The following is a 26,743-nucleotide window of genomic DNA, read 5'->3' as shown; positions in this document are numbered from 1 at the left end:
ACCGATAAGGAGCTTAGAATGATCCAAGACCGTTTAAACAACCGACCTAGAAAACGATTAGGGTTTAAAACCCCCAATGAAGTATTTATGCAGTCCTTAAACCGTGTTGCACTTCGTGTTTGAATCTACGTATGCAGGATGATGAGGCATCTGTATAAATGCCTCATAGTTTTTTTCTAGAAAGTCATACAAGTACATGCAAGCGCCTTCAATTCACCGTCTTTGCATCTTGACCAAATAACAACTTCTTAGCCTCTTCGCTGACTGTAGGGGCCGTATTGATCGTATTTGCTATCTCATAAGCCTTGAGGGTTGCTGGCCTGTAGCGTATTCTTTCAAACCAAGAATAGAGAAATGGAAACTCTTTAATGTTTTGTTGTTGACGAACATGGGGAACCACCCATGGGTAGGATGCCATATCCGCGATGGAATAGTCGCCGGCAATATATTCTCTGCCATCTGATAGTTGCTTGTTAAGAACTCCATACAAACGAGATGTTTCTTTGACATAGCGATCCATAGCGTATTGAATCTTCTCAGGAGCATATTGAACGAAGTGATGATTCTGTCCTGCCATCGGACCCAAACCACCCATTTGCCAAAAGAGCCATTGAAGAGCTAAGTTACGACCCCTTAGATCCTGTGGAATAAATTGCTTGAGCTTATCTGCCAAATACAAAAGAATAGCGCCTGATTCAAATATGGCAATAGGGGCGCCACCATCGACTGGATCCTTATCTACGATTGCTGGAATACGATTGTTGGGAGCAATCGCTAAAAAACTGGGCTCAAACTGCTCACCCTTACTAATGTTGACTGGAAAAATCTCATAAGGCAGATTTGCCTCTTCCAAAAACATCGTAATCTTATGCCCATTAGGCGTAGTCCAGTAATAAAGATCAATCATGTCTTTGCCTTATTTCTTGAGTCGTTCATTACTTGGAAATAGATTCTTTCGGGAATCTTCGTCTACTTCAGTTTTAAAAGCATGTTTAGTCTTAATCGCCTCCACAGCCTGAGCACTTGGCTTAGTATTGATTTCATCTAACAGACGCTTAACACTAGGCAACTTTTCCCATGCCCCCTCTCCAAGCACGAAAGGAATGACTCTAGCCCAGCCCCATACAGACATATCTACAATGCCGTATTCACTGAGCATATAGGGCTGTTTGGATAGACGTTCTTCAATTAACAACCAGTGGCGCCATGCTTCAAAATCATAACGATTAACGGCATATTCTTTTGGCTCTGGAGCAAAGTGTTTGAAGTGAACGGCCTGTCCACAATAAGGGCCAATACCAGTCGCAACAAACATGAGCCACGAGTAAAGCTCGGCATGTGCCTGTGGCGTATTTGCTGGCATGAACTTGCCAATCTTCTCGCCTAAGTAGAGCATGATGGCATTGCTATCAAATACCTTAATATCGCCATCGACTAAAGCAGGCGTCTTTCCATTAGGATTGATTGCTCTAAATTCTGGTTTGTGCTGATCGCCCTTGCGAGTATCAGTCACAATAATTTCGTAAGGCGTATAGGTCTCTTCTAAATATAAAGCCACTTTTGCTGGATTGGGTGATGGGTGATAGTAGAGCTTAAGCATTTTTTATTCCTAGCTTTCTGATTAAATGACTTCTAAAACTTTAGTTAGTGAAGCGCCTTCATAGCTTGGCTTCTCGCCAATCTCTTCAAATGGATGCCCGAGTCGATTTACCCAAAAGACATCGAAGCCATACCACTTGGCCGCTAGAGCATCCCATGCGTTACTAGATACAAACAGAATTTCTTCTTTCTTGACGGGAAATGCTTTTAACAAAAGCCCATAGGCCTGAGGGTCAGTCTTAAATAAACGCACATCTTCAATCGTCACCACCTTATCTAGGTAAGGCTTTAAACCGTTGCTCTCCACTACAGTAGCGAGCATCTCTCTACTGCCGTTAGATAGGATGGCCGTTGATAAACCTTGTTCTTTAATGGTTTTGAGAACATTCAAACTATCCTCAAAACCAGTCAGTTTTGCGTACTGATCCATCAGTCGATTCTCATATTCTGCTGTGAGATTTAGACTCATTCGCTTACAGACATAGCGCAAAGAACGAATTGTCAGCTCCCAAAATGGCAGATAGTGTTTACTGCCCTTGGGGTTGGGATCGCACATAGTGACAAGGCGGATGTACTCGATTTGACGATCGCGCCACATTAAGGCAAAGCTTTGGCCATGCCCTGGAAATAACTCTTCTGCCAACTGCCCCATGGAATACACATCAAACAATGTGCCATAGGCATCAAAGGCTACGAGCTTATACATTTAGTCTCCAATATCTCTTGTTTTAGAAATGTTCATCCTTACTACGTATTTCAATTTCCCAAGTCCAGGCGGCTTTAGGTTGATTCAATATCGCCATATAGGTTTTTGCAATTGCATCTGCTGTCATTGAATCATTTGCAGGATCAGTCTTTACAGAACCATCAATCACAAAATGTGCCACATGAATACCTTGAGGAGCTAATTCGCGAGCCAAGCATTGGGCTAGGCCACGAACTGCAAATTTGCCCATCGCAAATCCAGATGAATTCGCAAACCCCTTTACGCTAGCAGTTGCTCCCGTAAAAAATATAGCGCCATTATTTCTGGGGATCATTCTTTTGGCGGCCTCTTGAGCTGCAGTAAAGGCGCCAATTGCAGTTGTATGGACGGCCTCCGATACTTTATTCGGATTTAAGGAAAGAATGTCGCCTTTAACCCTAGCACTAGGGTTGTATAAGACTACTTCGGGTTCACCCCAAGCATTCTCCACAAAATAAAATAGCTTTTGAATATCGTCTATAGAGTTGGCATCGACCTTAAAAGCATATGCTCCGATAGACTCAGCTAAAGGTTTGAGCTTTTCCATATCTCGCGATGCTAATGCAACGGTATAGCCCGCAGTAACGAGCTCCCTAGCAAAGGCAGCGCTGATACCAGGCCCTGCTCCAATGATCAAAGCTACTTTATTCATATTTATCAGCTCACTTAGTATCTGCAGGTCATTTAATAATTATTGTGGTCTATACAGCTTAAAGAGCTGCTCTTTACCAATAGTGAAGTAATCGCCTGGGCCGCCGCCTCTAAGGACATGACCAGCCTCTGAGGTTTCGTAGATTCCTTCTTTTAATAAAGACTTGTCAATATGAATTTCTACAACTTCACCAAGCACCAACCATGTCTGCGCCTTTTCACCTGAGATACCCTTGAGCTGAATGATCTCAGTACATTTACATTCAAATGCGACCTTGGCTTTAGCAACCCTTGGGGGAACGACTAATGTTGATTTAGCTTGCTCAAGCCCTGTAGCATCAAACTCACTGACTTCAGGAGGGTATGGGGCGCATGATTGATTCATCGCCTCTACTAAATCGGATGTCACCAAGTTCCATACAAACTCACCAGTCTCTTCAATATTTCTTAAAGTATCTTTATAGCCAACACTAGAAAAACCAATAATTGGCGGGATATAGTTAAAGGCATTAAAAAAACTATAGGGGGCTAGATTAACTATGCCAGCTTTACTTTGGGTCGAGATCCAGCCAATCGGCCTTGGACCAACAATGGCATTAAATGGGTCATGCGGTAAGCCATGACCATTCTTCGGCTCATATGAATACATGTCAGCCATCACAATTCCTTAAGTGGTTGGAGGCACTAAAGCCTCTAATTTTGAAATCGCTACTTTGACTGCTGGACGACCAGCAACTTGATCATACCAACGCTTTACATGTGGATAATCCACTAAATCAATACCAGCAAAAGCACTGCGCCACATCCAACCAAAGTGAGCCATATCAGCAATGGTGTATTCATTGCCGGCTACATATTCTTTATTTGCCAAAATAGTATCTAACAATCCAGTTAAGCGTTTAGCCTCTTCATGAAAGCGATCAATTGCAATGGGAACTTTTTCAGAAGCTAATTTCTGAAAGAAGCCTGAATTGCCAAATGCAGGGCTTATGCCCGAAGCATGAAAGAACAGTTGCTCAAATACACGAGCCTTTTCTTCAACAGTTGCCGGCATGAACTTGCCATACTTTTCTGCTAAGTACACCAAGATTGCGGCCGACTCTGTTAATACAAATTCTTTACTTCTGCCCTCAGGATCAACAAGCACAGGAACCTTGGCATTAGGATTGAGCTTTTGAAAAGCATCAGCCTTTTGTTCGCCTTGACGAATATTGACTGAATGTAATTCATACTCCAACCCAAGCTCTTCCATCATGATGACTGGCTTCAGGTTGTTTGGTGTGGCAAACGCATATAACTTCAACATGAGATCCCCTGTACTGTTGCTACCCTCTTAAGGGGTAAATTCAAATTAAACTAATGCTGGCGCTGCTGGAAAATCTACCGGCACTTTAGTTGTGCCGTGCAAATAATTGCTAATAATCTTGTCGCCAATGACAACAATAGCATCTACTAAATTCGCTTCAGTCCATCCAACATCAAAGAAAGCTTGAACTAGCGCTTGATTGGGATGACCGCGCTCAACAGTAATACTTTTTACCAACTTGGCTAGAGCATCTAGCTTTGGATTAAATGAAGCAGCCCCCTTACGTAACCCCATAATTTCTTCAGGAGCGAACCCGACCATCTTACCTAGGGCCGTATGGGCGGCTAAACAATATTCGCAATCATTGACCTGACTAACAACTAAATTAATGACTTCGCGATCTTTTGAAGATAAAGAACTCTTTGCATTCTGCAAAGCTAGATAAGTACCTAGCGCTGTTTCTGAATGAGCAAAAGTAGCATATAGATTTGGAACAAAAGATAAGCCCTTCTTTAGTTGATCAAATATGGCTTTATTTGGCTCGCCAACTTCTTCATACGTTGGCACTTGTATTGCTTTCATTTGCATTCCTTATTGGGTTGGCAAATATCAATTGCACTGTTTCGCTAATTTCTATAATATGGTATTAATAGTAATTTAAAATCCAATTATTAATACAATTAGTCCCAAATGGATCGACTTTCAGCCCTTCTTAGCAACTTCCAAATTAAGACCAAGGTCTTTGGTCATGGCACCCTATGTGGCCAGCATGCTTTTGATATTTCTGAAAAAGTAGGGCACATCCATATTATTAAAAAGGCGCCCCTTGAAATCATCCTTAGCGATAGATCCATTGGCATATCCGAACCCAGCCTAGTCTTTTTCTCTATGCCAACCCCACATACATTTAAGTCGATTGATGAGGATGGCGTGGATATGGTTTGTGCAACTGTTGCTATTGGTAATGGATTAAATAACCCCCTTACCTTGGGCTTACCAGCCTGCCTGGTCATACCACTATCTCAAATGGCAGAGTTTAATAAGCTGCTCGAATTACTCTACTTTGAGGCATTTGATAACCGCTGCGGGAAAGCGGAGGCTCTCAACCATTTGATGGACTACTTAGTCATCAGGATGTATCGATATGCTATTCAGGAAAATTTGATTGAGAACAGTGTGATCTCAGGTTTGGCAGATCCGAAGATTTCAAAAGCCGTCCAAGCGATTCACGACCATCCAAGTCAAAACTGGTCATTAGAGACCTTAGCAAACGAAGCGAATATGTCACGCTCTAGATTTGCGCAGTACTTTAAAGAAAAAGTGGGTGTTCCACCAATGAACTACTTAACAGAGTGGCGCATAAACCTGGCTACTAAGTATCTTTTAGATGGAAAACCAATCAAAACCCTGCATAAAAACTTGGGATACTCATCTGCCACCTCATTAGCAAGAAGCTTTCAGCAACGTCTGGGCCTTACACCAAAAGAATGGTTAGTTAAGCAAGCTCAACTAAGTAATTACAATGCCAACTAAATTGCGTTTAAATCTACTTTCATTGGCTAGTTGGTTTATAAATTGCAGAATATTGCAGAACTAATTCGAGGCGATTATTTGCTTAGAGGCGTTACAAGCGCTAAAGACTTATCTTTAGCTCAGCGTTTACGTTTTGAAGTTTTTAATTTAGAACTTCGCGAAGGTCTTACCAGTTCACTTGAGAGTGGGCTGGATGTAGATTCTTTTGACCCCATCTGCACACATTTAATTGTTGAACATACTCCCAGTAAATCCATTGTTGGAACCTATCGAATGCAAACAGGTCAAGTTGCATTGTTGAACTTAGGTTACTACTCTGCAAAAGAATTTAATCTTAAGGGTCTCGAGACTTTACGGCCTGAAATTCTTGAGCTGGGAAGAGCTTGTGTTGCCAAAGAACATAGAAATTATTTTGTACTATCGTTGCTGTGGCAAGGAATTGCTCAATATGCGAAGCAAAATAACGCTCGATATTTACTTGGATGCAGCTCAATAAACACGCAGAATCCCAAAGAGGCAGCTGCTGCATATACTGTAATGCGAAAGCACTTGGCACCTGAAAAATTTTATACTCTTCCAAATTCTGGGTTTGAATGCCTTTTAAGTATTCAGCCTGAGTATTCAGACTACAAATTACCAAAACTACTGTCAGCCTATCTTTCAATAGGGGCTTGGATTTGCGGTCCCCCAGCAATTGATCGTGAATTTAAAACAATTGATTTTTTAACCATGCTTGATTTAGAGGTTGCAAATACACAAAATAAGCTCCAACGTTTTTTTCAGTAATAGGCTTAAATACATACAAATAGAAATGAGTAGCAATCTAGGAATAGTCCATTGCTCCAATGGCAGATGTATATGTTTATTGGGGTTACCACGGAAAATGTATAGAGATTGCTTACACACTTTGTTGCACAGAAAGAAAAACGACTTAGGAATTTCTCCCTAAGTCGTTGATTTCATTGGTGGGCCCACCAGGACTTGAACCTGGGACCAAAGGATTCCGGTTTGTGTAATTTTCATTACTCCCTGGACTATGCCTTCATCATATTGATTGCTCAACTTAGATGGGTGCCGTCTAGTCTCTACACCTTCAACAGCACTTTCACGCTGAAGCTTGGCTCGGCGTTAGCGTATTCATTGCTGAACTTAGCTTTCTCCGAATTTGACACCATCCCTTATGCAGTTTCCACGCATAAGGCACAACTTTCGCTATGAGTCCTCTGCTCTAACCAACTGAGCTATGGGCCCTAAAACTGTTTTTACTACACACCTTGCTGCTGGTGCTTACCGCTTCAAAACCACACTAAAACCGCATTTACTACACACCTCGGTTTTTGCTCCGGTGTGTAAGCGGTGTGTAAGCAATTTTGACCGCCTAATTCACCACTAACCTCTTGAATCTATTGAGGTCTTAACTACAAGACCCCTAGGGCTTCTTTCTTATGAGAGCAGAAGCCCATGATAGAGCCATATAAACAGGGGGTCTGCGGGTGGTCAGTGTCGGTGTGTAAGCAAATGTGTAAGCAAATTCATGGATTTAAAAGAAGTGGCCCCTCACCCTTTGGTTTTCAAAACCAAAGGAATTTTGGAACAACCATCTAGCACTTCGTTGCTCCAAAGTTATTTTTTGAAGATTGATAAGCGTTACTTTAAGTAACGCTTATCAATTACTTACTCAAGAAAACTTTAGGCTTGCTGGCGAACTAACCTTTTTAGTGGTTTCGCCATACTGGATCACATCACCAATCATTTCAGCAGTACAGGCAGATAAGGTCCAACCTAAATGGCCATGACCAGTGTTGTAATACACATTAGGTTTACTACCCAAGCCTACTTTTGGCATCATTGTTGGCATCATTGGACGTAATCCAGCCCAAGGCACTACCGAGCGAGTGCTAACTTCAGGGAAGCATTGGTTAACCCAATCAATCAAAGGCTTAATACGATCCGCGCGGATATCTCGATTGATACCGTTAAATTCTGCAGTCCCTGCAACGCGGAATCGATCTACCCCAAGACGACTAGTAACGAGCTTAGTTTCATCATCAAGCAGGCTCACATTCGGGGCACCCTCTTGGCTAGCTTTATCAGTCAAATTCACCGTTATTGAATAGCCCTTAACCGGATAGACATTGACGCGATCACCTAACTGCGAAGCAAGATCACGACTTCCAACCCCAGCACACACAACGACATTATCAAAAACAAGCTGACTCGCTTGCCCATCTTTGCTCAGGGTTAAGTTCACACGATTGCCATCGGACTGAACAGAAAGCACTTCATGCTCATAAATGGTTTTAACACCCAAGTTTGCAGCAGCCTCTGACAACCCATGAGTGAACTTATGAATATCACCTGTGGAATCGCTTTCGGTGTAATAACCACCATAATATTTACCGGCTAGCGTAGGCTCAATTTCTTTCATCTCTTGGGGTGTAACGGCAGTACGCCCTAGCCCGCCCTCAGCAAGCATCTTAGAGACTTTGCCTGCATGCTCAAAGCCAGCCTGATCACGATAGATATGCAAGATACCTTCGCGCTTTAAATCAAAATCAATACCCTCTTGCTTTGCCCAAGCAAATAGATGCTTTCTGGCTTCAATCGCCATATGTGCGGTCTGAACGGTATTGCTCTTGTAATTCGGAATCGAGGCAATGAACTCTGCGAACCATGAAATCTTATGCCAGTCAGGCTTTAAGTTAATTAATAGTGGGGCATCTCTTTTAAATACCCACTTCATGCCCTTCATGATCGTTGACCAGTGGTTCCAGACCTCTGCATTAGATGCAGAAAGTTGGCCGCCATTGGCAAAGGATGTTTCCATGCCAGCATAACGATGGCGCTCAATTAAAGTGACATCGTAGCCACGCTTTGCTAAAACATAAGCGGTTGTAACGCCTGTGATACCGCCACCAATAATTACAAATGATTTCATTTTTAGATCCTTCAAACGTCAGGGTTACCCATTGCAGATGCTCAAGGGGCCCCCTCTGTTCTGGACCTGAGAGATTCGCAAATATTCAATATTTGCTTGCTCCTTCGGTGTTATTGGATGACGAATACCCAATATCTCTTCAGAGTTTAAAGATCATTTCGGTTCTTTTGCCTGAGAGTTTCCGGGGCGGTTGCTCCTTCGGCGTTGCTGTAAAAGCAATCTCTCCCGAGAATGATTTAAATACTTTTAATACTATACCTTCAAATACTAAGTCTTCAAATATTGCTTCACCAGCTCAGACCAAAATGTTGCGCCAATAGCAATATTTCCATCATTAAAGTCGTAGGCAGGGTTATGCACCATACAAGTTCCTGGTGTATCCCCATTGCCAATAAAAAGATAGGAGCCAGGGATCTTCTCCAGCATAAATGCAAAATCTTCGCTACCAGATAATGCGGGGCCTTGCCTTGTAACTGCGGCTTCCCCAAAAAAGTCAACCGCAACATTTCTGGCAAATTCAGTTTCTGCAGATGAATTTACTAATACTGCATATCCCTTTTTCCAAATAATATTTGCGGTTAAACCAAAGCTTTCAGCCTGGGCATGAACGAGAGATTTTATTCGCGCCTCAATATCAATTCTTACTTGCGGATCTAAAGCGCGAATACTCAACTCTAATTTTGCATGAGCTGGGATAACATTATTGGCATGGCCCGCATTAAAGGCACCCACTGTAATTACGGCCGATTGCTGTGGATCAACATTTCGAGAAACAATGGTCTGTAGCGCCATGACTATGGAAGATGCTGCAACTATTGGATCCGATGCCTTATGTGGCATACCACCATGCCCACCTACGCCGTTAATCTCAATGGTTACATAATCGCTAGATGACATTGCTGGTCCATCTCGAAATATCAGATGACCTACCGGATAGCCTGGCATATTGTGTATAGCAAATATTGAATCACATGAAAAGCGTTCAAATAAACCATCTGCCATCATTCGCAATGCGCCACCGCCACCCTCTTCTGCCGGCTGGAATATTAAATTCACCGTTCCCGAAAAGTCTTTTTTAGCAGCCAACTCTTTTGCTGCTGCAAGTAACATGGCCGTGTGTCCATCATGGCCGCAGGCATGCATAACTCCATGATTGCAGCTCGACCACTCCGCTCCGGTTTGCTCATGGATTGGCAGGGCATCCATATCTGCACGCAAACCGATAGACATCTCGCCATTGCCATTTTTTAAAACGCCAACAACACCGGTACCGCCAATGCCTTCGTGCACCTCATAACCCCAAGACTTCAGTTTTTGTGCAACTAAAGTAGCGGTTCTATGTTCTTCGAAGGCCAGCTCTGGATGCTGATGAATATCTCTCCGCAGAGAAATAAACTCTTCAACCTCAATAGAAGCCAATTCATGTGCTTGGTTCATTAGATAAGTTGCTTATTGTGGCTGCAGATTAATAGATTTTGCGATAGCCCTAAATTGCGCTGTGCCGTCACCATAAACCTTATTTAACTCATTCAATGTTAATGGTTTGGCGATCAATAGACTGTTAGCGTCCAGACCAGACTTCACAGCTGGATCTTCGAGCACTTCACCCAAAGCTTTATTTAAAGTCTGGACGATTGGCTCAGGCGTATCTTTCTTAACAAAGTAACCTGTCCAGATTGAATACGTAAACCCTTTTAATCCTTTGCTCTCGGTGATCGCCGGATAATCCTTAACGCTATCTAGACGTTTAGCATTGAGCATCGCAAGCAACTTAATTCTGCCTTGCTTAGCAAGTTCATCATGAGACTTTCCGTAGGGCGCCAAGAAGAAATCAATCTGACCGCCAATTAAGTCTTGCAATGCTGGGCCAGCACCCTTGTAAGGGACATGGGTCATTGGGATCTTGGTCTCTTTTGAGAGCTGCTCACCTAACAAATGATAGAAAGAGCCGGGGCCAACACTTGCGTAAGATAAAGGCTTGCCTTCTTGAGCGGATTTTTTTGCATACGCTAAAAATGAATCCACATCTTTCACCGGCATATCACCTCTAACTAAGAATGCAATTTGTGCGGAACCAATCATCTGTACCAGGCGAAAGTCTTCACTCTTAAACTTAATTGCTGAATTTGCCAGCGGCCCCAAGATTAATTCATTAGGAGAACCCTGCATCACCAAATAACCGTCTGGTGGGCTATTGAGTACTTTCTGAGCAGCGATACCACCGCTTGCTCCGCCAATGTTTTCAACAATGACTGCTTCGCCTAATTTTTTAGAAAGCGCAGGGCTCACAATGCGTGCGATGACATCGGATACACCGCCGGCCGGATAAGGCACAACCAAACTCACTGGTTTACTAGGGTAAGTTTGAGCCCCCGCCCCAGAGGCAATCGTCAAAGTACATAAAACTGAGGATAAAAACCTGGTCAATTTCATCATGAAGCCCTTCTTCTTTAATGTAGAGCCTATTCTAGGTACCCCAAATTGGAATGTCTAATGCATTCTGATACGATTTAATATAACTTAATGTAATGGCAAATTGGGAGGCAATATGACGCTGACACAACTAAGGCATATGAGTGAGCTAGCAAAAACAGGCTCATTTATAAAATCATCTGAAAACCTCTTTGTAACGCAGCCCGCACTCAGCAGAAGCATCAAATCTCTTGAGGACGAACTTGGGGCAAAACTATTTGACCGCCAAGGTAGACAAACTACACTCACTGCATTCGGCGAAGAAATACTACGACGCTCACAAATATTGCTTGACCTAGCAAAAGATATAAAAGAAACCAATCGAAATTTCAAAAATGGCTTGAGCGGCCAAATTAGAATTGGTATGGGGTCTGGGCCAGGCGCCTTACTGATGACTCGGCTACTAAAGCACATTGCCGTTCACTACCCCCATCTTCATATCGAAATTGCCAGAGGCAAAACAGGCATGCTGATTGAATCATTAAGAGCAAGAAAATTAGATGCGCTAATTATCAATGCTCGATCCATGAAGCCATCTCAAGATTTAAAGATGGAAATTATTCATGAGACGCCAGGTGCATTTATGGTTCGCAAAGGCCATCCACTAAGGAAGATGAAGAAGATCGCCATGGATGATCTTAGGAAGTATCCGATTGCATCTACTGCTTTAAGTGAAGCAACAGAAAAAACTATTATTGACCGGTATGGCAAGGATGCAAACCTTGAGAACCTTGTAAACATCAAGTGCAGCGAGATATCTAGCTTAGTTGAAGTGGCAGAGCAAAGCAATACAGTACTACTAGCCATTCGAAATTCAGCACTAGATCTGGAAGAGATTATCCTTACGCCACCATTAAATGCCACTGCTCGATTTGGATTTGTCACCATTGAGAACAGAACTGAGTCACCCCTCATGCGTCACGTAAGAGACTTTATTGAAAAGGACTTAAGCGAACGACCAAATCAGATGACAATTCAAAAAGAATAAAAAAACCCGCCTCTAGAGGCGGGTCAAACTTTTAATAATGGAGATTTAAGTTTAAAAGGTGTGGCGCATACCAATTGCATAATTATTAATACTGGCACTTGCTGTTACTCCAGACGCTGTTGTTGCATTTGATACTACTGTCTGTCCATACATAGCATAAAGATTGGTACGCTTACTAAACCAATAGTTTGAACCAACCTGCCAGCCATTGAAATTTGCTGTTGGTGAGTTCAAGCCCATAGCCGTGTAACGACCTAGCCCTGCAGAACCCCATGCTTCAATATTTGAAGTGACATATCCACGAACACCAAGTTGCTCAGCGGAGCGGCCGAGATAATAGTTAGGGGTAATAGTTGATGTTGCTTTACGCGTCAAATATTGGGCATAGGTCTTTACAATCCCAAAATCATAGGTTGCACCAGCATAAAACTGGTTATCCTGCACATTTAAGGCGTTACCGCCAGGAAGCGCAGATGCCGTAGTTCCACCATTTGCTTGGGCATTTGTCCACTCATGAGAATTTGTAGTAGAAGGAGTTAATAGAGAATCTGCTGTTGTAAATTGCTTTAACGCTTGATAAGCGGCTGCAATATAAAACTTATTGTAGGTGTAATCTAAACCAAGACCCCAGCCACTAGCATTGGTATTTCCGCCAGAAATCGTGCTGCCTGTTTGGCTTTGAGACTCATTCTTATTGCTCAAAGTGTAAATACCGCTTGCTGTAACCCCAGCAAACGAAGCCGTCTTAAATGAGAGAGTGTTGGCAGTACGGGCTGTAAATCCAATATATGTTTGACCAGCACTGACACTAGCAATGCCTTTGGTGCTTGCGTATATCACGTTACCCGCTAGGTTATTAAAAGCACCTGGATCAGTAGCAAGACCTGCATTAAAAATAGGAGTGTATTGCAGCCCAACCGCCGCTTGACCTAAATCATTCTTCTTCAAGCCAACAAAAGCCTGCCGATTAAAAAGTCCGTTATTAGAATTACCAGAAAGTGTTTGATCTTGTGGCTCTAATTGAAACTCGGTTGTAAAAAATGCTGTCATACCGCCACCCAAGTCCTCAACTCCTTTAAGACCAATACGACTTGAACTCTCTGCATTGCTACCAAATTGATTAACAGTAGTCTTTGTTTGACCGCCGTTAGTTGTAATGGCTGAAGAACTAATCCTAGAATTCCCGCCAACATATCCAGCATCAATAATTCCGTAAACAATAACGCTTGATTGCGCCTGTGCTGCACCTGCGCATGCAGCCACTAAGCCAACCGCTGTCATAACTTTTTTCATTCTTAACTCCCTTTTCCCTTATGTAAGGTTCAATTTATTTTGTTCACCCGAATGTAATTACTGCAGTCGGACTCAGTCTATGTAAACTACTTAATGATGTCTAATGCATTCTTATGCGATTTAACATAATTAAAAGTAATGGTTTTAAATAACGCCATCCCAAGCATGAAATTCCAACCTTTAATCAGATTTAATATTGTTGGTAGTGATCACCTTGCCCCAGCGATCAATTTCTTTATTGAGATAAATTGCGAGCTCTTCTGGACTAGAGCCTATTGGCTCAGCACCAATGGCCTCAAACTTTTCCCTAATTTCTGGACTAGCCATACTAGAAAGTAAGGCGGCATTGAGTTTTTTGACGGTGGCCTTTGGGGTCTTGGCGGGCACAAAAACAGCAAACCATGGTGTGACGTCATACCCAGGCAACCCAGACTCGGCAATAGTAGGAATGCCCGGCAAAGATTTAGAGCGCTTAGTTGTTGTAAGGCCTATAGCTCGCAGTTTCCCTGATGCAATATGGGGCTTAGCTGATGTGATGCTATCAAACATGTAATTAACCTGCCCACCCAGTAGATCTGTTAGTGCGGGTCCGCTTCCTTTATAGGGAATGTGTTGCATATCAATTTTGGCCATTGAGGTAAATACCTCTCCCGCCAAATGAATCGACGTACCATTACCCGCAGAAGCATAGGTGAGCTTTCCTGGTTGAGCTTTTGCATTGGCAATAACATCAGTTACCGTTTTTACGTTTGGCTGAGTAGCATTGGCAACCAATACATTAGGCACAATAGCAACCAAACTAACGGGTGAAAAATCTTTTACGGGGTCATAGGGTAGCTTTGGATAGAGATATTTATTAGTCGCCATACCAATTGATGTAATCAACATGGTGTATCCATCAGCATCAGAGCGTGCCACAAGCTCTGATCCAATATTTCCTCCTGCGCCAGGCTTGTTTTCCACAATAATCGACTGACCCAATGTCTTTGAAGACCTATCAGCTAAGGCGCGCGCGATGACATCCATCGCACCGCCAGGAGGAAATGGCACAATCCAACGAATTGACTTTGCAGGCCACTCTTGAGCGAATGCAGGCTCGCAATGAATCAATACTGCACCCAAGCCAATTATGAAGAATGCAAAAAGGCGCATCACTTTATTTCGCATCATGACCAGATCTACCAGCCAAGGAAATAGCCACACATGCAATTGCACCAGGAATTGCAAATGCATAGAAGTTAAATTCCAGTGGCAGACCTAAGCTTAACAAAGTACCCCCTAGCACTGGGCCCAAGATTGCGCCGACACGACCGACACCAGAAGCCCAACCAATACCAGTGGAACGTATTTTTAGTGGGTAATATTGAGCGACATAGGCATATAGCAAGATTTGAGAACCAATTGTCGTTGCACCTGCAATAGCAACCAATAAGTTCAGCACTAAAAATGGACTCTTAACACCTAAGAGACTGATTGAAGCTGCCGCACAAATGAAGAAAATGGTAAGCACCTTACGTGGGTGGAACTTATCAGCCAACCAACCACCACCAACCGCTCCAAAGATAGCGCCAATATTTAGAACCATCAAGAACATTAGGCTTGAACCCATTTCATACCCAGCTTTGTTCATGAGCTTTGGTAACCAAGATCCTAATGCGTACACCATCAAGAGGCACATAAAGAATGAAGTCCAGAACATTAAAGTACTAAAAAAGCGACCATCCTTAAATAGTGATACCAAAGGCACAGAACTAGAGGCATTCCCAAGCGGATATACATACTCACTTGAGCTTACAGATGCATATTCAGGGGCAATTTTCTTTAAAACTTTGGCCGCATCTGCATTGCGATTAGATTTAATGAGAAATCCTGGAGACTCTGGCAAGAAATAAAGAATGATCGGTAGCAGTAGCAACGGAATGATGGCGACGAAGAAAACTGATGACCAGCCATAAATTGGAATCAAAAAGATTCCGACGCCAGCGGATAACATTCCCCCTACTGAGTAGCCGCTAAACATAATAGTGACCAAGAGACTGCGAATTTTCTTGGGTGAGTATTCAGTCATCAAGGCAACAACATTTGGCATCACCCCGCCAATACCCAGGCCCGCTATAAATCGGCAGATGCCAAATTGGGTGAGGCTCTCTGCAAACCCGTTGATAAATGTAAAGAAGCTAAACAATGTAACGCACATTGCAATGGTTTTCTTTCTGCCAATCTTGTCTGATAGGGGGCCAAAGAACATGGCACCAAACATCATGCCAAATAGTGCATAACTTCCTAAAGTACCGGCCTGCATTGGTGAAAGCTGCCACTCAGTCATCAATTTTGGAAGTACTACACCATAGATAACCAGGTCGTAACCATCAAAAATAATGACCAGACCACACCAAAACAGGAGGCCCCAGTGGAACTTACTAAACTTCGCCTCGTCTATTAACTTATGTACATCAATTTGACTCATGATTACGTCTCCAATTCTTGTTTTACTTGGCTTGCAAAAAAATGCTTTATTGCCTGATTAAATTCAACTTCTGCTTCAATGTTTGAAATATGTGATGCTGGTATTGCTAAGATTGTGGAGCCCTTAATTTGTGCTTGGATATGTTGAGCATCATCAAGAGTGGTAACTGGATCTTTATCCCCGCCAATAATCAATGTAGGAATCCCAATTTTTGAAATACTCCCTCTCAGATCCTCGCTAGCCAGGGCATCGCAACAACTTGCATAGCCTTCAGGGTTCATATTTTTTAAGTTAATCAGTAATTCGTTAACTGCTTTAGGGCTTGAACCATAAAACTCTGGTGTAAACCATCTTGAAGGAGCGGATTCTGCAATAGTATTGAGTCCTTCTTTTCTAACGAGCGCTGCACGCTCTTTCCATGCCTGTTCCGTACCAATCTTTGGCGCAGTATTAGCAATCACCAAGGCTTCAATTCTTTCTGGCGCATTAACTGCTAGCCATTGACCAATAAGCCCGCCCATCGAAATTCCACAGAAGAAAGCCTTATCAATACTGAGGTAATCAAGAAGACCTAAAACATCATTTGCTAGCTGTGCAATGGTGTACGGACCCTTTGGAGAATGAGTTAATCCATGACCTCTAGTGTCGTATCTGATTAAGTAGAAATCTCTTCTTAATATTTCAAGCTGACCATCCCACATGGAATGATCTGTTCCAAGGGAATTAGAAAAAATAATCGCTGGTTTGTGAGGGTCTCCATCTGTAAGATAAAAAACGTCAATACCATTAATGTGCGCAATACTCATTACTACTCCTAAACTCGTTCAATAATCATGGCTATACCCTGCCCAACGCCAATACACATAGTGCACAGTGCATACCTGCCTTTGGTACGTATGAGTTGGTACATTGCCGTTGTGACCAGTCTTGCGCCTGATGCGCCCAAGGGATGCCCCAGAGAAATAGCGCCACCATTTGGATTAACGTGCGCCGTATTGTCTGGAAGACCAAGATCACGAGTGACCGCCAAGGCTTGAGAAGCAAAGGCCTCATTTAACTCAATCACATCCATTTGGCTTAGCTTTAAACCCGACTTCTCTAATACTTTCTTGACTGCGGGTGATGGACCAAATCCCATAATTCGTGGAGCAACACCTGCTGCAGCAACTGCAACTACACGCGCTTTTGGAGCTAGAGAATGCTGCTTAATACCCACATCTGATGCCATGAGCAAAGCGCAAGCGCCATCATTAACGCCTGAAGCGTTTCCGGCCGTAACAGTACCGCCCTGCTTCACAATACTTTTCAAAGAGGCTAGCGTTTCTAATGTTGTTAAACGTGGATGCTCATCTTTTGCAAATACAACTGGGTCACCCTTTTTCTGAGGGATATTGACGGGGATGATTTCATCATCAAAAATTCCCGCTTCTTGCGCTTTAGCGGTACGTTGCTGACTGGTGAACGCAAACAGATCTTGATCAGCACGGGAAATCCTAAAATCTTCAGCTACATTTTCAGCTGTCTCTGGCATTGAATCCACGCCATGATGTGCTTTCATGAGCGGGTTAATAAAGCGCCAACCAATGGTTGTATCTTCAATCCTTGCAGTACGCGAGTATGCGGAATCAGCCTTACCCATCACGAATGGAGCACGCGACATACTTTCTACGCCACCAGCGATCATCAAGTGATTGCCGCCCCCTTTAATAGCATTTGCAGCAATACCAATTGCATCAAGGCTAGATCCACATAACCTATTAACGGTAGAACCAGGAACTTCGACAGGCAGACGAGCTAACAATGCAGCCATTCTTGCGACGTTGCGGTTATCTTCACCAGCTTGGTTCGCACAACCCAGAATGACATCGTCTAGCGCAGACCAATCCACAATATTGCGCATCATCAATGCTTGAATTGGGAGGGCAGCTAGATCATCTGCCCTTAAAGTAGCCAGTGAGCCACCATATCTACCAAAAGGGGTTCTGATAGCGTCACAAATATATGCGTTTACAGTATTTTTCATTATTCAGCCATTGATAAAGGTGCGTCGGTGAGCTTCTGCAACTCATCCAAGGTAAGTCCAGGAACCATTTCACTCACAATCAAACCGTTTGGCGTTACATCAATAACGGCAAGATCTGTGTAGATACGGTTTACACAAGCCATCCCAGTGAGCGGATAAGAACATTGCTCCACAATCTTAGCTTCACCATTCTTAGTTACGTGCTCCATAGTGACAAACACGTTTCTAGCGCCAATTGCCAAATCCATTGCTCCACCTACGGCTGGAATGGCGTCTGGTGAACCTGTATGCCAATTTGCTAAATCGCCATTTTGAGCAACTTGGAATGCTCCCAACACACAAATATCAATATGCCCACCCCGCATCATCGTGAACGAATCGCCATGATGGAAATAGGAGCCGCCCTTTAATAGGGTGATAAATTCTTTCCCTGCGTTGATCAAATCAGAATCTTCATCCCCCTTAGCTGGAGCTGGACCCATGCCAAGAACACCATTCTCGCTTTGTAAAAATATTTCTTTATCGGCATCAAGGTAATTAGCGATCTTGGTAGGCAACCCAATACCTAAATTAACGTAAGAGCCCTCCGGAATATCTTGGGCCACTCTTTGTACAATTTGCTCTCTAGTTAAACGTTGGTATGCCATTTTTATTTCCCTTTCACAGCAACAACGTGCTTCACAAAAATGCCTGGTGTAATAACATGCTCGGGATCAATATCCCCCAATGGCACCACTTTATTTACCTGCGCGATGGTGCATTTAGCTGCGGTCGCCATAATGGGACCGAAATTTCTAGCACTCATTCGATAAGTAAGATTGCCCCAACGATCACCTTTGAAAGCTTTAATAAGAGCGAAATCAGCATGAATCGGATACTCAAGAACATAGCCTTTGCCATTAATCACTTTGCTTTCTTTGCCTTCAGCCAAGAGGGTGCCAAATCCTGTTGGGGTATAGATAGCACCAAGACCAGCCCCTGCCGCTTGAACGCGGGCTGCTAAGTTACCTTGCGGGACTAATTCGAGTTCAATTTTTTTGGCGTAGTACAACTTATCAAACTCATAAGAGTCAGATTGCCTTGGAAATGAACAGATAATCTTCTTTACTTGCCCCGCTTTTAATAAGGCAGCTAAGCCAAGATCACCATTTCCAGCATTGTTATTTACTACTGTTAGCTCTTTGGCTCCATGCTCAATCAAAGCATCAATTAACTGCGCAGGCTGACCAGCCGTCCCAAAGCCCCCAATCATGACGGTTGAGCCATCTTTGATTTGTTTTATAGCTTCATATATTGAAGCCGATGTTTTATCAATCATTCTTTTCTTTACTCTTTAAATTCAATAAATCTTTATCAAAAACAACATATGCAATAGATCCAATCACAATTCCCCAGAATGCTGATCCGAGACCTAAAAAAGTCATGCCAGATGCAGTTGCTAAAAATGTAATTGCGGCAGCCTCACGATGATCAGGCTCCTCTAAAGTGCTCATGAGGCTAGTGACGATTGCGCCAAGTAAAGCCAAGCCAGCCAAAAGCGCGATAAGCTCTTTTGGAAGACTGGTAAAAATGAGAACGATTGAACCTGCTAAGGAACCGCCAATTAAAAAGAAAACGCCGCTGAAAATGCCTGCAACATATCGCTTGTTTGGATCTTCGTTAGCTTCTTTGCCTGTACATAGGGTTGCCGTAATCGCTGCAGTCGTAGTAGTAATGCCACCAAAGAATGCGGTTACCAGTGACATGAAGCTTGTAAAAGTAATAATGGGCTTAGCGGGCACGTGATAGTTCGATAACTTGAGGATTGCCATTCCCGGCAAGTATTGACCAGTCAAACTTACTAGAACTAACGGTATTGCAAAGCTGAATGTGGATTCCCATGTCCACACAGGAGCTATGAATGTTGGATGCGCCAAAGCTAGCCTGAAATTATCTGGATTAACATCACCAATGAGATATGCCAGCCCGATTCCTGAAAATAAAACAACTAAGATCGCGAATTTTGGTGTCAGCCTTTTGAATATCAGATAAATTCCAATCATCGATAAAGCCAAGGCAGGCATGGTTGATACAGATTTAAATATATTGATACCAAACTGAAACAGAATGCCCGCCATCATTCCAGCTGCTATTCCCTTGGGTATATGCTTTATTAGCTTGTCAAAGGTACCCGTAATGCCAATCAATAGAATGATCATTGCGGCAGTTATATAAGAAGAAATTGCCTCATTGACCGACATATGCGGAAATAAGGTGATTAAGAGAGCAGCGCCAGGAGCGGACCAAGCAGTAATGATCGGCATCTTATATTTCCAACTGAGATAAATCCCGGAAATGCCACCACCAAACGATACCGCCCATACCCAAGAAGATAGAACTTCATTAGATACCTGAGCTAGAGATGCGGCCTGAAAAAATATCAGCATCGGCCCAGCATATGAAATCAATACAACTAGAAATCCAGCCGTAATTGAAGAGGGTGAAATATCTTCGAAAAAGGCGCGCTTCATTAGCCCAAATCTCCGCCACCAACCGGTAATACTGTGCCAGTGATATAAGATGACTCATCAGAAGCCAGGAACAAAATCGCCCTTACCTGCTCCTCAATTGTTCCATACCGATGCATCAAACTGGAATCAATCGTTTGGTCAATGATCCCTTGATACCAAACCTCTTCTTGCTTGGATAATTTATTCTTGTTTCGGGGAATTTTTCTCGGAGGAGCTTCAGTTCCACCAGTGGCGACGGCATTAAAGCGAATACCATCTTTAGCATGCTCAAATGCTAAGCTAGCAGTCATCGCATTTACTCCGCCTTTTGCTGCGGCATATGGAATGCGGTGAATACTGCGAGTGGCAATAGAAGAAATATTTACGACAACGCCATGCTGTTGCTTAATCATCACTGGTAATACAGCCCTACAACACCATAAGGTTGGAAACAAGGAGCGACGAATCTCTGCTTCTATTTGATCTTCATCATAGTTCTCGTAAGGCTTTGCCCAAATAGTGCCACCGACGTTATTAACAATAATGTCGATCTTTTTAAATGCCTTTACTGCCTCGGAAATTAGTTTGGTAGCACCAGCATAGGTCTCTAAATCAACTTTAACCGTCAAAGACTTTGCTTTTAGCTTACCTAGCTTCTTTGCTACCTCATCAACTAGATCAGAGCGGTCAGCCAAAACAACCTTTGCGCCCTCTTTGGCTAAGGCAATTGCTACACCTTCGCCAATCCCCTGAGCAGCACCCGTGACAATAGCAACTTTATTCTTAAATCTTAGCGCCTGAGTCATCATGCACCTACAGCACTTGGAGAGAATTTCTCAAACAGGAAATTTGCTGGGGTAACACCCGCTCCAGCCAACCAATTTCTTACAGCATCCACCATGGCTACAGGACCACATAAGTAGACATCCACGTCGCCCTGATTTAGCCATTCGCTTTCAATATGCTCTGTGACATAGCCCTTGCGATCATGAGCACTTTCAGGAGAAGCTACTACTGTTCGGTACTCAAAACCAGGCAGCTTTGTTTTCATGGCTTCGAGCTGATCTAGGGCTACTAAGTCCATATCATTTGTCACACCGAAGACCATCTTGATTGGATGCGCAGATCCCGATGCAGCCAAAGAGTCCAGCATCGATAAAAATGGTGCAATACCTGTTCCACCAGCGAGAAATAACACCGGACGCTTAACTTCGCGCAGATAGAAACTACCATTTGGTCCGGCAAATGAAATCGCATCGCCTGACTTACCAATGTCTGCTAGATACTGACTCATACGACCATCAGGGACATTACGCACTACAAAAGATGCAATGGATGCGCCTGGCGGAGAGCTAAAAGAATAGGCCCGCGTTAAGTCTGTTCCTGGAATTTGCACATTGACATATTGGCCAGGTAGGAACGTTAAAGAAGCAGGATCATCAAGCTCAATTGAGAACCCAATTGTTGAGTTCGATAGTTTTTCAATCTGTGCAATCTTGCCTGGGAATGATGAAGATCCAGTCTTACATGCGGCAGATGATGCGGGAATCTTCACCACACAATCCGACTTGGGCTTCATCTGACAAGCCAGGATCTGACGCTGAGCAGCTTCTTCCGGAGTAAGTGCATCCTCTATATAACTAGACTCAGGTAGATCGTAATCACCAGATTCACATAAACCACGGCAGGTACCACAAGCCCCATCCCTGCAATCAAGCGGAATATTCACTTTCTGACGATATGCAGCATCAGAAAGTTTTTCGCCTTCGTTGCAGGAGATAAAGCGAGTTACCCCGTCTTCAAACTGTAGTGCGATGTTATAGCTCATAGCATTCCGCCGATGTATTAAATGTGATAGATATCAATGACTTGACTGATGTAATCATTTTTAAGAACGATGTATTTGTTCAAAATGATTGGCTTATCGCCAGAGAAGTCGATTACATAACGAGACATACCAAAGTAGCTGTAGTTGGTTTTGTATCGATGACTTAGGGTGTGCCAATTAAAGCGAACCGTACAAATATCACCATCACGCTTCTCTAACTCAACATTAGTAATGTTGTGACAGGTTCTGGTATCAGGCATGGTTGCGCTTGAGCGTTCAGTCTTAATACGGAATACACGATCCTCAAGGCCTTGACGATTTGGGTAATAAATCAAAGAAATTTCTTCTTGTGGATTTGTTACCAACTCATCGTTATCGTCCCAGGAAGGCATCCAAAATTCAGCGTCTGGGCTATAGCAATTAAGCCACTCATCCCACTGCTCATCGTCCAATAGGCGACTCTCGTAATACAAAAATGCATTGATATCTAATATGGAGATCGTTTTCATGCGCTCACCTGCTCTTGCTCAACTGCTTTTTTCATTGTTTCAAGCCAATAGCGATGCTGAACTGTGTACAGGCCCTCATCTTCAGTTTTTAGACCGCTCAATACGGGCTTTAGTCCAATTTCTTTAGCCGCATCGTCAGCGCCGTCAATCCAATGCTCTGAACCACGACACATATCGTTCCACTCGATCGTCTTTGCAGCAAAGCCTTCCTGGCAAGCTCTAAACTCTTCTAAGTCATCTGGAGTAGCCATACCGCTCACGTTAAAGAAGTCTTCGTATTGACGGATTCTTCTAGAGCGTGCTTCTGCTGATTCGCCTTTAGGAGCAATACAGTAGATAGTGACTTCAGTTTTATCAACAGCCAATGGGCGCAGCACGCGAATTTGGGAGCCAAACTGATCCATTAGGTACACGTTTGGATATAAACAAAGATTTCTAGAGCGTTCAATCATCCAGTCAGCAATTGGTTTGCCAAACTTATCGGAAAATTCCTGGTGCCTCGGGAAATTTGGCCGGTCCTGTGGATTAGCCCACTTTGTCCAGAGGAGCATATGGCCGTGATCAAATGAATAGAAGCCACCACCCTGCTTACCCCACTTACCAGCATCCATCGCCTTGATGTTGTCCTCGCGAATTGCTTCTTGCTCTTTACGATGGTTGGTAGTTGCAGCGTAATTCCAATGAACAGCAGATACGTGATAACCATCAGCACCGTTTTCTGCCTGAAGCTTCCAATTACCGTTAAAGGTATAAGTTGAAGCGCCCTTCAATACTTCGAGTCCATCAGCAGATTGATCCACAATCATGTCAATGATCTTGGCGGCTTCACCCAAAAAGTCCTTTAAAGGGGCAACATCATCATTCAAGCTACCAAATAAGAAGCCGCGATAGCTTTCAAACTTAGGCACCTTCTTGAGATCGTGTGAGCCTTCCTTGTTAAAGCACTCTGGGTAGCCGGCCTCCTCTGGATCTTTTACCTTCAAGAGCTTTCCGCTGTTATTAAATGTCCAGCCGTGGAATGGGCAAGTGAAAGTAGCCTTGTTGCCGCGCTTATGACGACACAACTGAGCGCCACGATGGCTACAAGCATTCATCATGGCATTCAGTTCACCCTGACGATTACGAGAAATGAAGATTGGCTGACTACCAATATAGGTAGAGTAGTAATCATTGATGTTTGGGATTTGACTTTCGTGCGCCAAATAAATCCAATTACCCTCAAAGATGTGCTTCATCTCTAATTCAAATAAGTCTTTATCGGTAAATGCACTACGGTGGAGGCGATAGTCGCCCTTCTCTTTATCCTCGACTAGAAATTCATCAAGGCTTTTGAGTTTTGGACTGTTATCTACATGAATTGGAATCACTTTTTTATCCTTTATGAAGGGGGTGCAAGCACCCCAAATTCAAATTACGCAGCGAAGTGGGCTCTATCAACAATTCCTGAAGCAGCTCCAGGCTTCTCAACCACTAAAAGAAGATCAAAATCAATGGATACATAAGGCTTACTCACACCTTTTGCCTTCATTTCAGCTGGATCACTTACACGAACTAGTGGCGGTACCAAACCTTCACGACTAGCAAAAGCGAAGTCATCCCAGAGGTACTTGTCACCATCAATATTGATTTGAGTAGTTAACTTTCTATGACCAGGTGCCGTCACAAAATAGTGCACGTGCGCCGGACGCTGGCCATGGCGACCCAATAGATTCAATAATGCTTGGGTAGACCCATCCGGAGGGCATCCGTAACCATTTGGCACGATGCTTTGCATGGCATAACGACCATTCTCATCAGTGATGATCGTGCGACGTAAGTTATACGCAGGCTGAGTCTTGTCAAAGAATGAATAGCCACCCAATGTATTGGCATGCCACATTTCCACCTTTGCATTAGCTAATGGCTTACCATCCGCGCCAAAAACTGTGCCCTGCATAAACAGTGGATCAGCTTTATCCACTTCAGAGCCATCATCCATTCGAGCAAAACCTTTAGACTCTGGAGCGCCGGCAACATACAAAGGGCCTTCAATTGTGCGGGGAGTTCCGCCTGCCAGGCCAGCCTTCTCATCAGCCTCATCGGAACGTATATCTAAGAAGCGCTCTAGACCAATACCGGGGGCTAAAAGACCCAATTCATTACGGGCACCGGCTTCTGAGAAATACTCTAAACCTTTCCAAAACTCTGTTGGGGTGATATCTAAGTCTTCAATCGCTTTGCATAAATCAGTCACCAGGCGAAGAGTAATTGCCTGAACTCGCGGATTGGCAGGAGAATCCGCTGCATCTACGATCCATTCTTTTGCTAATTTTTCAATTTCTGTATGTTTCATTTTGTATCCTTAATAATTAATTTGATTTACTAAATTTCAATGTTGTTGAGTTGAGTTTTCAATGGATTAACTGTCATCTCCTCTTATAGAAGATGGATGTCTACATAAAGGCATTACTTCAATTTGCATATATGGGAAGAGTGGCAGTGTGGAAATTGCTGTATGCAACTCATCTACGCTCTCAACATCAAAAATGCTGATATTTGCGTACTGACCTGCAATACGCCATAAGTGACGCCACTTGCCAGATGATTGCAAGCCTTGTGCAATCTCTTTTTCTTTTGTCTTTAAGGCTGTCGCTTCTGCTACCGGCATGTCCGGTGGCAAATTTACATTCATACGTACGTGAAATAACATGCTGTCTCCTATTTAGGCAGTTATCAAATCAACTTGATCGGAATGACCTTGTTGACGCTTTAAATAATTTATTTTTTCTATATCGAGCTGGATACCAAGGCCTGGGCCAGTTGGTACTTGCAAGCTGAAATCCTTGTAGACCAGTGGCTCAACCAAGATTTCCTCAGTAAGCAATAAGGGTCCAAATAACTCTGTGCCGAAGGCAAGGTCATTGAATGTTGAAAATACGTGGGCAGAGGCAGCAGTTCCTACTGCACCCTCAAGCATGGTTCCACCATACAAGCTGATACCAGACAGCTCAGCAATAGTTGCTACTTGAAGCGCTGGAAACAAGCCGCCGGATTGATTAATCTTCACAGCGAATACATCTGCTGCATATTTATTGGCAAGCTCTAATGCATCACTAGGACCATGCAATGCCTCATCGGCCATGATGGCAACATCAAATTGATTGGTCAGGCGAGCCATGCTGGCTTTATGAATTGCTTTAACTGGCTGTTCAATTAAATCAATGCCGCCAGCTTGCAGTGCTGCAATACCTTTAACTGCATTTAACTCGCTCCAAGCCTGGTTTACGTCTACACGAACACTAATATCTGGGCCCAGTGCTTTTTTGATTGCCAAGACATGCTCTACGTCAGCTTGGACTGAACGTAAGCCAATCTTTAATTTGAAGATATTGTGACGGCGCAGTGCAATCATCTTCTCCGCTTCAGCGATATCTTTATCAGTACTACCGCTTGCTAGAGTCCAAGCTACAGGCAACTGATCGCGAACTCGACCGCCAAGCAATTCACTAACTGGAATGCCTAAACGCTTGCCTTGTGCATCCAATAACGCAGTTTCAATTGCGCATTTTGCAAAACGGTTACCTTGAATAGTGGTACGCAACTTATGCATGACCTTAGCAACCTGGTCAGCCTTCATCCCAATAATGAGCGGAGCAAAATAGGTATCAATGTTTATCTTGATACTCTCAGGACTTTCTTCACCGTAGTTCAAGCCACCAATAGTGGTAGCCTCACCCCATCCCTCAATACCGTCATTACAAAGAATGCGCACCAAAACAAGAGCCTGGGCATTCATCGTGGCCACAGATAACCTGTGTGGGCGGATAGTCGGCACATCAACTATTAGGGTTTCTACTGATTTGATCATATCTATTTCGTATAGTTTTTCGATAAATGAACTCTAAACAGGTCTTTTTGACGAG

General features: G+C 43.4%; 28 protein-coding genes and 1 riboswitch. Of the genes, 3 read left to right on the top strand and 25 right to left on the bottom strand.

Going from position 1 to position 26,743, the window contains the following annotated elements:
• Window positions 1-208 precede the first annotated feature (208 nt).
• The 7 genes from ICN37_RS02710 to ICN37_RS02680 are packed head-to-tail and all read right to left on the bottom strand — an operon-like array spanning window position 209 to window position 4,883.
• Complete coding sequence (locus ICN37_RS02710; RefSeq protein ID WP_216154637.1) at window positions 209-907, bottom strand: glutathione S-transferase N-terminal domain-containing protein; 699 nt, start codon at window positions 905-907, stop codon at window positions 209-211.
• 9 nt (window positions 908-916) lie between these two features.
• A complete protein-coding gene (locus tag ICN37_RS02705) occupies window positions 917-1,600 on the bottom strand; it encodes a glutathione S-transferase family protein (RefSeq protein ID WP_216154635.1) in 684 nt (227 codons plus the stop codon).
• 21 nt (window positions 1,601-1,621) lie between these two features.
• Window positions 1,622-2,305, bottom strand: coding sequence for a haloacid dehalogenase type II (locus tag ICN37_RS02700; protein ID WP_216154633.1), 684 nt, complete (start codon window positions 2,303-2,305; stop codon window positions 1,622-1,624).
• Between the two features lie 22 nt (window positions 2,306-2,327).
• On the bottom strand, window positions 2,328-2,996 hold the full coding sequence (locus ICN37_RS02695; protein ID WP_216154631.1) for an SDR family NAD(P)-dependent oxidoreductase: 669 nt from the start codon (window positions 2,994-2,996) through the stop codon (window positions 2,328-2,330).
• 39 nt (window positions 2,997-3,035) lie between these two features.
• Window positions 3,036-3,653 (bottom strand): flavin reductase family protein, encoded by a 618-nt coding sequence (locus tag ICN37_RS02690; RefSeq protein WP_216154629.1) that lies wholly within the window; start codon window positions 3,651-3,653, stop codon window positions 3,036-3,038.
• A 9-nt stretch (window positions 3,654-3,662) separates the two neighbouring features.
• Window positions 3,663-4,301, bottom strand: a complete 639-nt coding sequence (locus ICN37_RS02685) for a glutathione S-transferase family protein (RefSeq protein WP_216154627.1) — start codon at window positions 4,299-4,301, stop codon at window positions 3,663-3,665.
• Between the two features lie 45 nt (window positions 4,302-4,346).
• The gene (locus ICN37_RS02680) at window positions 4,347-4,883 is read right to left on the bottom strand and encodes a carboxymuconolactone decarboxylase family protein (protein WP_216154624.1); all 537 of its coding nucleotides are present in this window, start codon (window positions 4,881-4,883) and stop codon (window positions 4,347-4,349) included.
• A 108-nt stretch (window positions 4,884-4,991) separates the two neighbouring features.
• Here ICN37_RS02680 and ICN37_RS02675 point away from each other — a divergent pair, with 108 nt between their 5' ends.
• The gene (locus tag ICN37_RS02675; RefSeq protein ID WP_216154622.1) at window positions 4,992-5,834 is read left to right on the top strand and encodes an AraC family transcriptional regulator; all 843 of its coding nucleotides are present in this window, start codon (window positions 4,992-4,994) and stop codon (window positions 5,832-5,834) included.
• A 42-nt stretch (window positions 5,835-5,876) separates the two neighbouring features.
• Window positions 5,877-6,620, top strand: a complete 744-nt coding sequence (locus ICN37_RS02670; RefSeq protein ID WP_216154620.1) for a GNAT family N-acetyltransferase — start codon at window positions 5,877-5,879, stop codon at window positions 6,618-6,620.
• Between the two features lie 892 nt (window positions 6,621-7,512).
• On the opposite strand, the gene ICN37_RS02665 is transcribed toward ICN37_RS02670, so the two are convergent.
• The 3 genes from ICN37_RS02665 to ICN37_RS02655 form a co-directional block, all read right to left on the bottom strand.
• Complete coding sequence (locus tag ICN37_RS02665) at window positions 7,513-8,772, bottom strand: D-amino acid dehydrogenase (protein ID WP_215320783.1); 1,260 nt, start codon at window positions 8,770-8,772, stop codon at window positions 7,513-7,515.
• Window positions 8,773-8,921: 149 nt separating this feature from the next.
• A riboswitch (glycine riboswitch) is annotated at window positions 8,922-9,010 on the bottom strand.
• A 29-nt stretch (window positions 9,011-9,039) separates the two neighbouring features.
• Complete coding sequence (locus tag ICN37_RS02660) at window positions 9,040-10,209, bottom strand: M20 aminoacylase family protein (protein ID WP_215320786.1); 1,170 nt, start codon at window positions 10,207-10,209, stop codon at window positions 9,040-9,042.
• Between the two features lie 12 nt (window positions 10,210-10,221).
• Window positions 10,222-11,208 (bottom strand): tripartite tricarboxylate transporter substrate binding protein, encoded by a 987-nt coding sequence (locus ICN37_RS02655; RefSeq protein ID WP_215320788.1) that lies wholly within the window; start codon window positions 11,206-11,208, stop codon window positions 10,222-10,224.
• Between the two features lie 112 nt (window positions 11,209-11,320).
• Here ICN37_RS02655 and ICN37_RS02650 point away from each other — a divergent pair, with 112 nt between their 5' ends.
• Window positions 11,321-12,232 carry a LysR family transcriptional regulator gene (locus tag ICN37_RS02650; RefSeq protein WP_215320790.1) on the top strand — a complete coding sequence of 304 codons (912 nt, stop codon included), beginning with the start codon at window positions 11,321-11,323 and terminating at the stop codon, window positions 12,230-12,232.
• 51 nt (window positions 12,233-12,283) lie between these two features.
• On the opposite strand, the gene ICN37_RS02645 is transcribed toward ICN37_RS02650, so the two are convergent.
• From ICN37_RS02645 to ICN37_RS02575, 15 genes are all read right to left on the bottom strand, one after another.
• Window positions 12,284-13,525: a porin gene (locus tag ICN37_RS02645; protein WP_216154618.1), complete on the bottom strand. Its 1,242-nt coding sequence runs from the start codon at window positions 13,523-13,525 to the stop codon at window positions 12,284-12,286.
• A gap of 180 nt (window positions 13,526-13,705) precedes the next feature.
• On the bottom strand, window positions 13,706-14,692 hold the full coding sequence (locus ICN37_RS02640) for a tripartite tricarboxylate transporter substrate binding protein (RefSeq protein ID WP_216154641.1): 987 nt from the start codon (window positions 14,690-14,692) through the stop codon (window positions 13,706-13,708).
• Window positions 14,682-15,992 (bottom strand): aromatic acid/H+ symport family MFS transporter, encoded by a 1,311-nt coding sequence (locus tag ICN37_RS02635; RefSeq protein ID WP_215320794.1) that lies wholly within the window; start codon window positions 15,990-15,992, stop codon window positions 14,682-14,684. Before ICN37_RS02635 ends, ICN37_RS02640 begins: the two co-directional genes overlap by 11 nt.
• A 2-nt stretch (window positions 15,993-15,994) precedes the next feature.
• Window positions 15,995-16,798 (bottom strand): 3-oxoadipate enol-lactonase, encoded by an 804-nt coding sequence (gene pcaD, locus ICN37_RS02630; RefSeq protein WP_215320796.1) that lies wholly within the window; start codon window positions 16,796-16,798, stop codon window positions 15,995-15,997.
• Between the two features lie 8 nt (window positions 16,799-16,806).
• A complete protein-coding gene (pcaF, locus tag ICN37_RS02625) occupies window positions 16,807-18,015 on the bottom strand; it encodes a 3-oxoadipyl-CoA thiolase (protein ID WP_215320798.1) in 1,209 nt (402 codons plus the stop codon).
• Entirely contained in the window at window positions 18,015-18,662 is a 648-nt protein-coding gene (locus ICN37_RS02620) for a 3-oxoacid CoA-transferase subunit B (protein WP_215320799.1), read from the bottom strand. The genes pcaF and ICN37_RS02620 overlap by 1 nt, the downstream gene beginning before the upstream one ends.
• Before the next feature lie 2 nt (window positions 18,663-18,664).
• Window positions 18,665-19,333, bottom strand: coding sequence for a 3-oxoacid CoA-transferase subunit A (locus ICN37_RS02615; protein ID WP_216154616.1), 669 nt, complete (start codon window positions 19,331-19,333; stop codon window positions 18,665-18,667).
• Window positions 19,326-20,525 carry a benzoate/H(+) symporter BenE family transporter gene (locus ICN37_RS02610; protein WP_216154614.1) on the bottom strand — a complete coding sequence of 400 codons (1,200 nt, stop codon included), beginning with the start codon at window positions 20,523-20,525 and terminating at the stop codon, window positions 19,326-19,328. The genes ICN37_RS02615 and ICN37_RS02610 overlap by 8 nt, the downstream gene beginning before the upstream one ends.
• Window positions 20,525-21,310 (bottom strand): 1,6-dihydroxycyclohexa-2,4-diene-1-carboxylate dehydrogenase, encoded by a 786-nt coding sequence (locus ICN37_RS02605; RefSeq protein ID WP_215298572.1) that lies wholly within the window; start codon window positions 21,308-21,310, stop codon window positions 20,525-20,527. The genes ICN37_RS02610 and ICN37_RS02605 overlap by 1 nt, the downstream gene beginning before the upstream one ends.
• Entirely contained in the window at window positions 21,310-22,332 is a 1,023-nt protein-coding gene (gene benC / locus ICN37_RS02600) for a benzoate 1,2-dioxygenase electron transfer component BenC (RefSeq protein WP_215320805.1), read from the bottom strand. The genes ICN37_RS02605 and benC overlap by 1 nt, the downstream gene beginning before the upstream one ends.
• A 17-nt stretch (window positions 22,333-22,349) precedes the next feature.
• Complete coding sequence (gene benB / locus ICN37_RS02595) at window positions 22,350-22,841, bottom strand: benzoate 1,2-dioxygenase small subunit (RefSeq protein ID WP_071466649.1); 492 nt, start codon at window positions 22,839-22,841, stop codon at window positions 22,350-22,352.
• On the bottom strand, window positions 22,838-24,208 hold the full coding sequence (benA, locus tag ICN37_RS02590) for a benzoate 1,2-dioxygenase large subunit (protein ID WP_216154612.1): 1,371 nt from the start codon (window positions 24,206-24,208) through the stop codon (window positions 22,838-22,840). The genes benB and benA overlap by 4 nt, the downstream gene beginning before the upstream one ends.
• Window positions 24,209-24,252: 44 nt before the next feature.
• The gene (catA, locus tag ICN37_RS02585; protein WP_216154610.1) at window positions 24,253-25,173 is read right to left on the bottom strand and encodes a catechol 1,2-dioxygenase; all 921 of its coding nucleotides are present in this window, start codon (window positions 25,171-25,173) and stop codon (window positions 24,253-24,255) included.
• 66 nt (window positions 25,174-25,239) lie between these two features.
• Complete coding sequence (catC, locus tag ICN37_RS02580; RefSeq protein WP_215320811.1) at window positions 25,240-25,530, bottom strand: muconolactone Delta-isomerase; 291 nt, start codon at window positions 25,528-25,530, stop codon at window positions 25,240-25,242.
• 12 nt (window positions 25,531-25,542) lie between these two features.
• Window positions 25,543-26,688 carry a muconate/chloromuconate family cycloisomerase gene (locus ICN37_RS02575; protein WP_216154608.1) on the bottom strand — a complete coding sequence of 382 codons (1,146 nt, stop codon included), beginning with the start codon at window positions 26,686-26,688 and terminating at the stop codon, window positions 25,543-25,545.
• Window positions 26,689-26,743: the final 55 nt, after the last annotated feature.

Origin of the sequence: Polynucleobacter sp. P1-05-14 (assembly GCF_018881675.1) — a bacterium.
In the GTDB taxonomy this organism is placed as follows: domain Bacteria; phylum Pseudomonadota; class Gammaproteobacteria; order Burkholderiales; family Burkholderiaceae; genus Polynucleobacter.
Note: the sequence above shows the minus strand (reverse complement) of the source record. Positions and strands in the feature narration are given on the sequence as shown.

Excerpts from the sequence above, each read along its gene's own strand:
- ICN37_RS02690 (WP_216154629.1), bottom strand. The coding sequence starts at position 3,653 with ATGGCTGACATGTATTCATATGAGCCGAAGAATGGTCATGGCTTACCG.
- ICN37_RS02655 (WP_215320788.1), bottom strand. The coding sequence starts at position 11,208 with ATGATGAAATTGACCAGGTTTTTATCCTCAGTTTTATGTACTTTGACG.
- ICN37_RS02620 (WP_215320799.1), bottom strand. The coding sequence starts at position 18,662 with ATGGCATACCAACGTTTAACTAGAGAGCAAATTGTACAAAGAGTGGCC.
- ICN37_RS02675 (WP_216154622.1), top strand. The coding sequence starts at position 4,992 with ATGGATCGACTTTCAGCCCTTCTTAGCAACTTCCAAATTAAGACCAAG.
- ICN37_RS02575 (WP_216154608.1), bottom strand. The coding sequence starts at position 26,688 with ATGATCAAATCAGTAGAAACCCTAATAGTTGATGTGCCGACTATCCGC.
- ICN37_RS02705 (WP_216154635.1), bottom strand. The coding sequence starts at position 1,600 with ATGCTTAAGCTCTACTATCACCCATCACCCAATCCAGCAAAAGTGGCT.
- ICN37_RS02695 (WP_216154631.1), bottom strand. The coding sequence starts at position 2,996 with ATGAATAAAGTAGCTTTGATCATTGGAGCAGGGCCTGGTATCAGCGCT.
- ICN37_RS02665 (WP_215320783.1), bottom strand. The coding sequence starts at position 8,772 with ATGAAATCATTTGTAATTATTGGTGGCGGTATCACAGGCGTTACAACC.
- ICN37_RS02610 (WP_216154614.1), bottom strand. The coding sequence starts at position 20,525 with ATGAAGCGCGCCTTTTTCGAAGATATTTCACCCTCTTCAATTACGGCT.
- pcaF (WP_215320798.1), bottom strand. The coding sequence starts at position 18,015 with ATGAAAAATACTGTAAACGCATATATTTGTGACGCTATCAGAACCCCT.
- catC (WP_215320811.1), bottom strand. The coding sequence starts at position 25,530 with ATGTTATTTCACGTACGTATGAATGTAAATTTGCCACCGGACATGCCG.
- ICN37_RS02680 (WP_216154624.1), bottom strand. The coding sequence starts at position 4,883 with ATGAAAGCAATACAAGTGCCAACGTATGAAGAAGTTGGCGAGCCAAAT.
- ICN37_RS02640 (WP_216154641.1), bottom strand. The coding sequence starts at position 14,692 with ATGCGAAATAAAGTGATGCGCCTTTTTGCATTCTTCATAATTGGCTTG.
- ICN37_RS02615 (WP_216154616.1), bottom strand. The coding sequence starts at position 19,333 with ATGATTGATAAAACATCGGCTTCAATATATGAAGCTATAAAACAAATC.
- ICN37_RS02685 (WP_216154627.1), bottom strand. The coding sequence starts at position 4,301 with ATGTTGAAGTTATATGCGTTTGCCACACCAAACAACCTGAAGCCAGTC.
- ICN37_RS02660 (WP_215320786.1), bottom strand. The coding sequence starts at position 10,209 with ATGAACCAAGCACATGAATTGGCTTCTATTGAGGTTGAAGAGTTTATT.
- benC (WP_215320805.1), bottom strand. The coding sequence starts at position 22,332 with ATGAGCTATAACATCGCACTACAGTTTGAAGACGGGGTAACTCGCTTT.
- pcaD (WP_215320796.1), bottom strand. The coding sequence starts at position 16,798 with ATGAGTATTGCGCACATTAATGGTATTGACGTTTTTTATCTTACAGAT.
- catA (WP_216154610.1), bottom strand. The coding sequence starts at position 25,173 with ATGAAACATACAGAAATTGAAAAATTAGCAAAAGAATGGATCGTAGAT.
- ICN37_RS02700 (WP_216154633.1), bottom strand. The coding sequence starts at position 2,305 with ATGTATAAGCTCGTAGCCTTTGATGCCTATGGCACATTGTTTGATGTG.
- ICN37_RS02605 (WP_215298572.1), bottom strand. The coding sequence starts at position 21,310 with ATGACTCAGGCGCTAAGATTTAAGAATAAAGTTGCTATTGTCACGGGT.
- ICN37_RS02710 (WP_216154637.1), bottom strand. The coding sequence starts at position 907 with ATGATTGATCTTTATTACTGGACTACGCCTAATGGGCATAAGATTACG.
- ICN37_RS02650 (WP_215320790.1), top strand. The coding sequence starts at position 11,321 with ATGACGCTGACACAACTAAGGCATATGAGTGAGCTAGCAAAAACAGGC.
- ICN37_RS02635 (WP_215320794.1), bottom strand. The coding sequence starts at position 15,992 with ATGAGTCAAATTGATGTACATAAGTTAATAGACGAGGCGAAGTTTAGT.
- ICN37_RS02645 (WP_216154618.1), bottom strand. The coding sequence starts at position 13,525 with ATGAAAAAAGTTATGACAGCGGTTGGCTTAGTGGCTGCATGCGCAGGT.
- benB (WP_071466649.1), bottom strand. The coding sequence starts at position 22,841 with ATGAAAACGATCTCCATATTAGATATCAATGCATTTTTGTATTACGAG.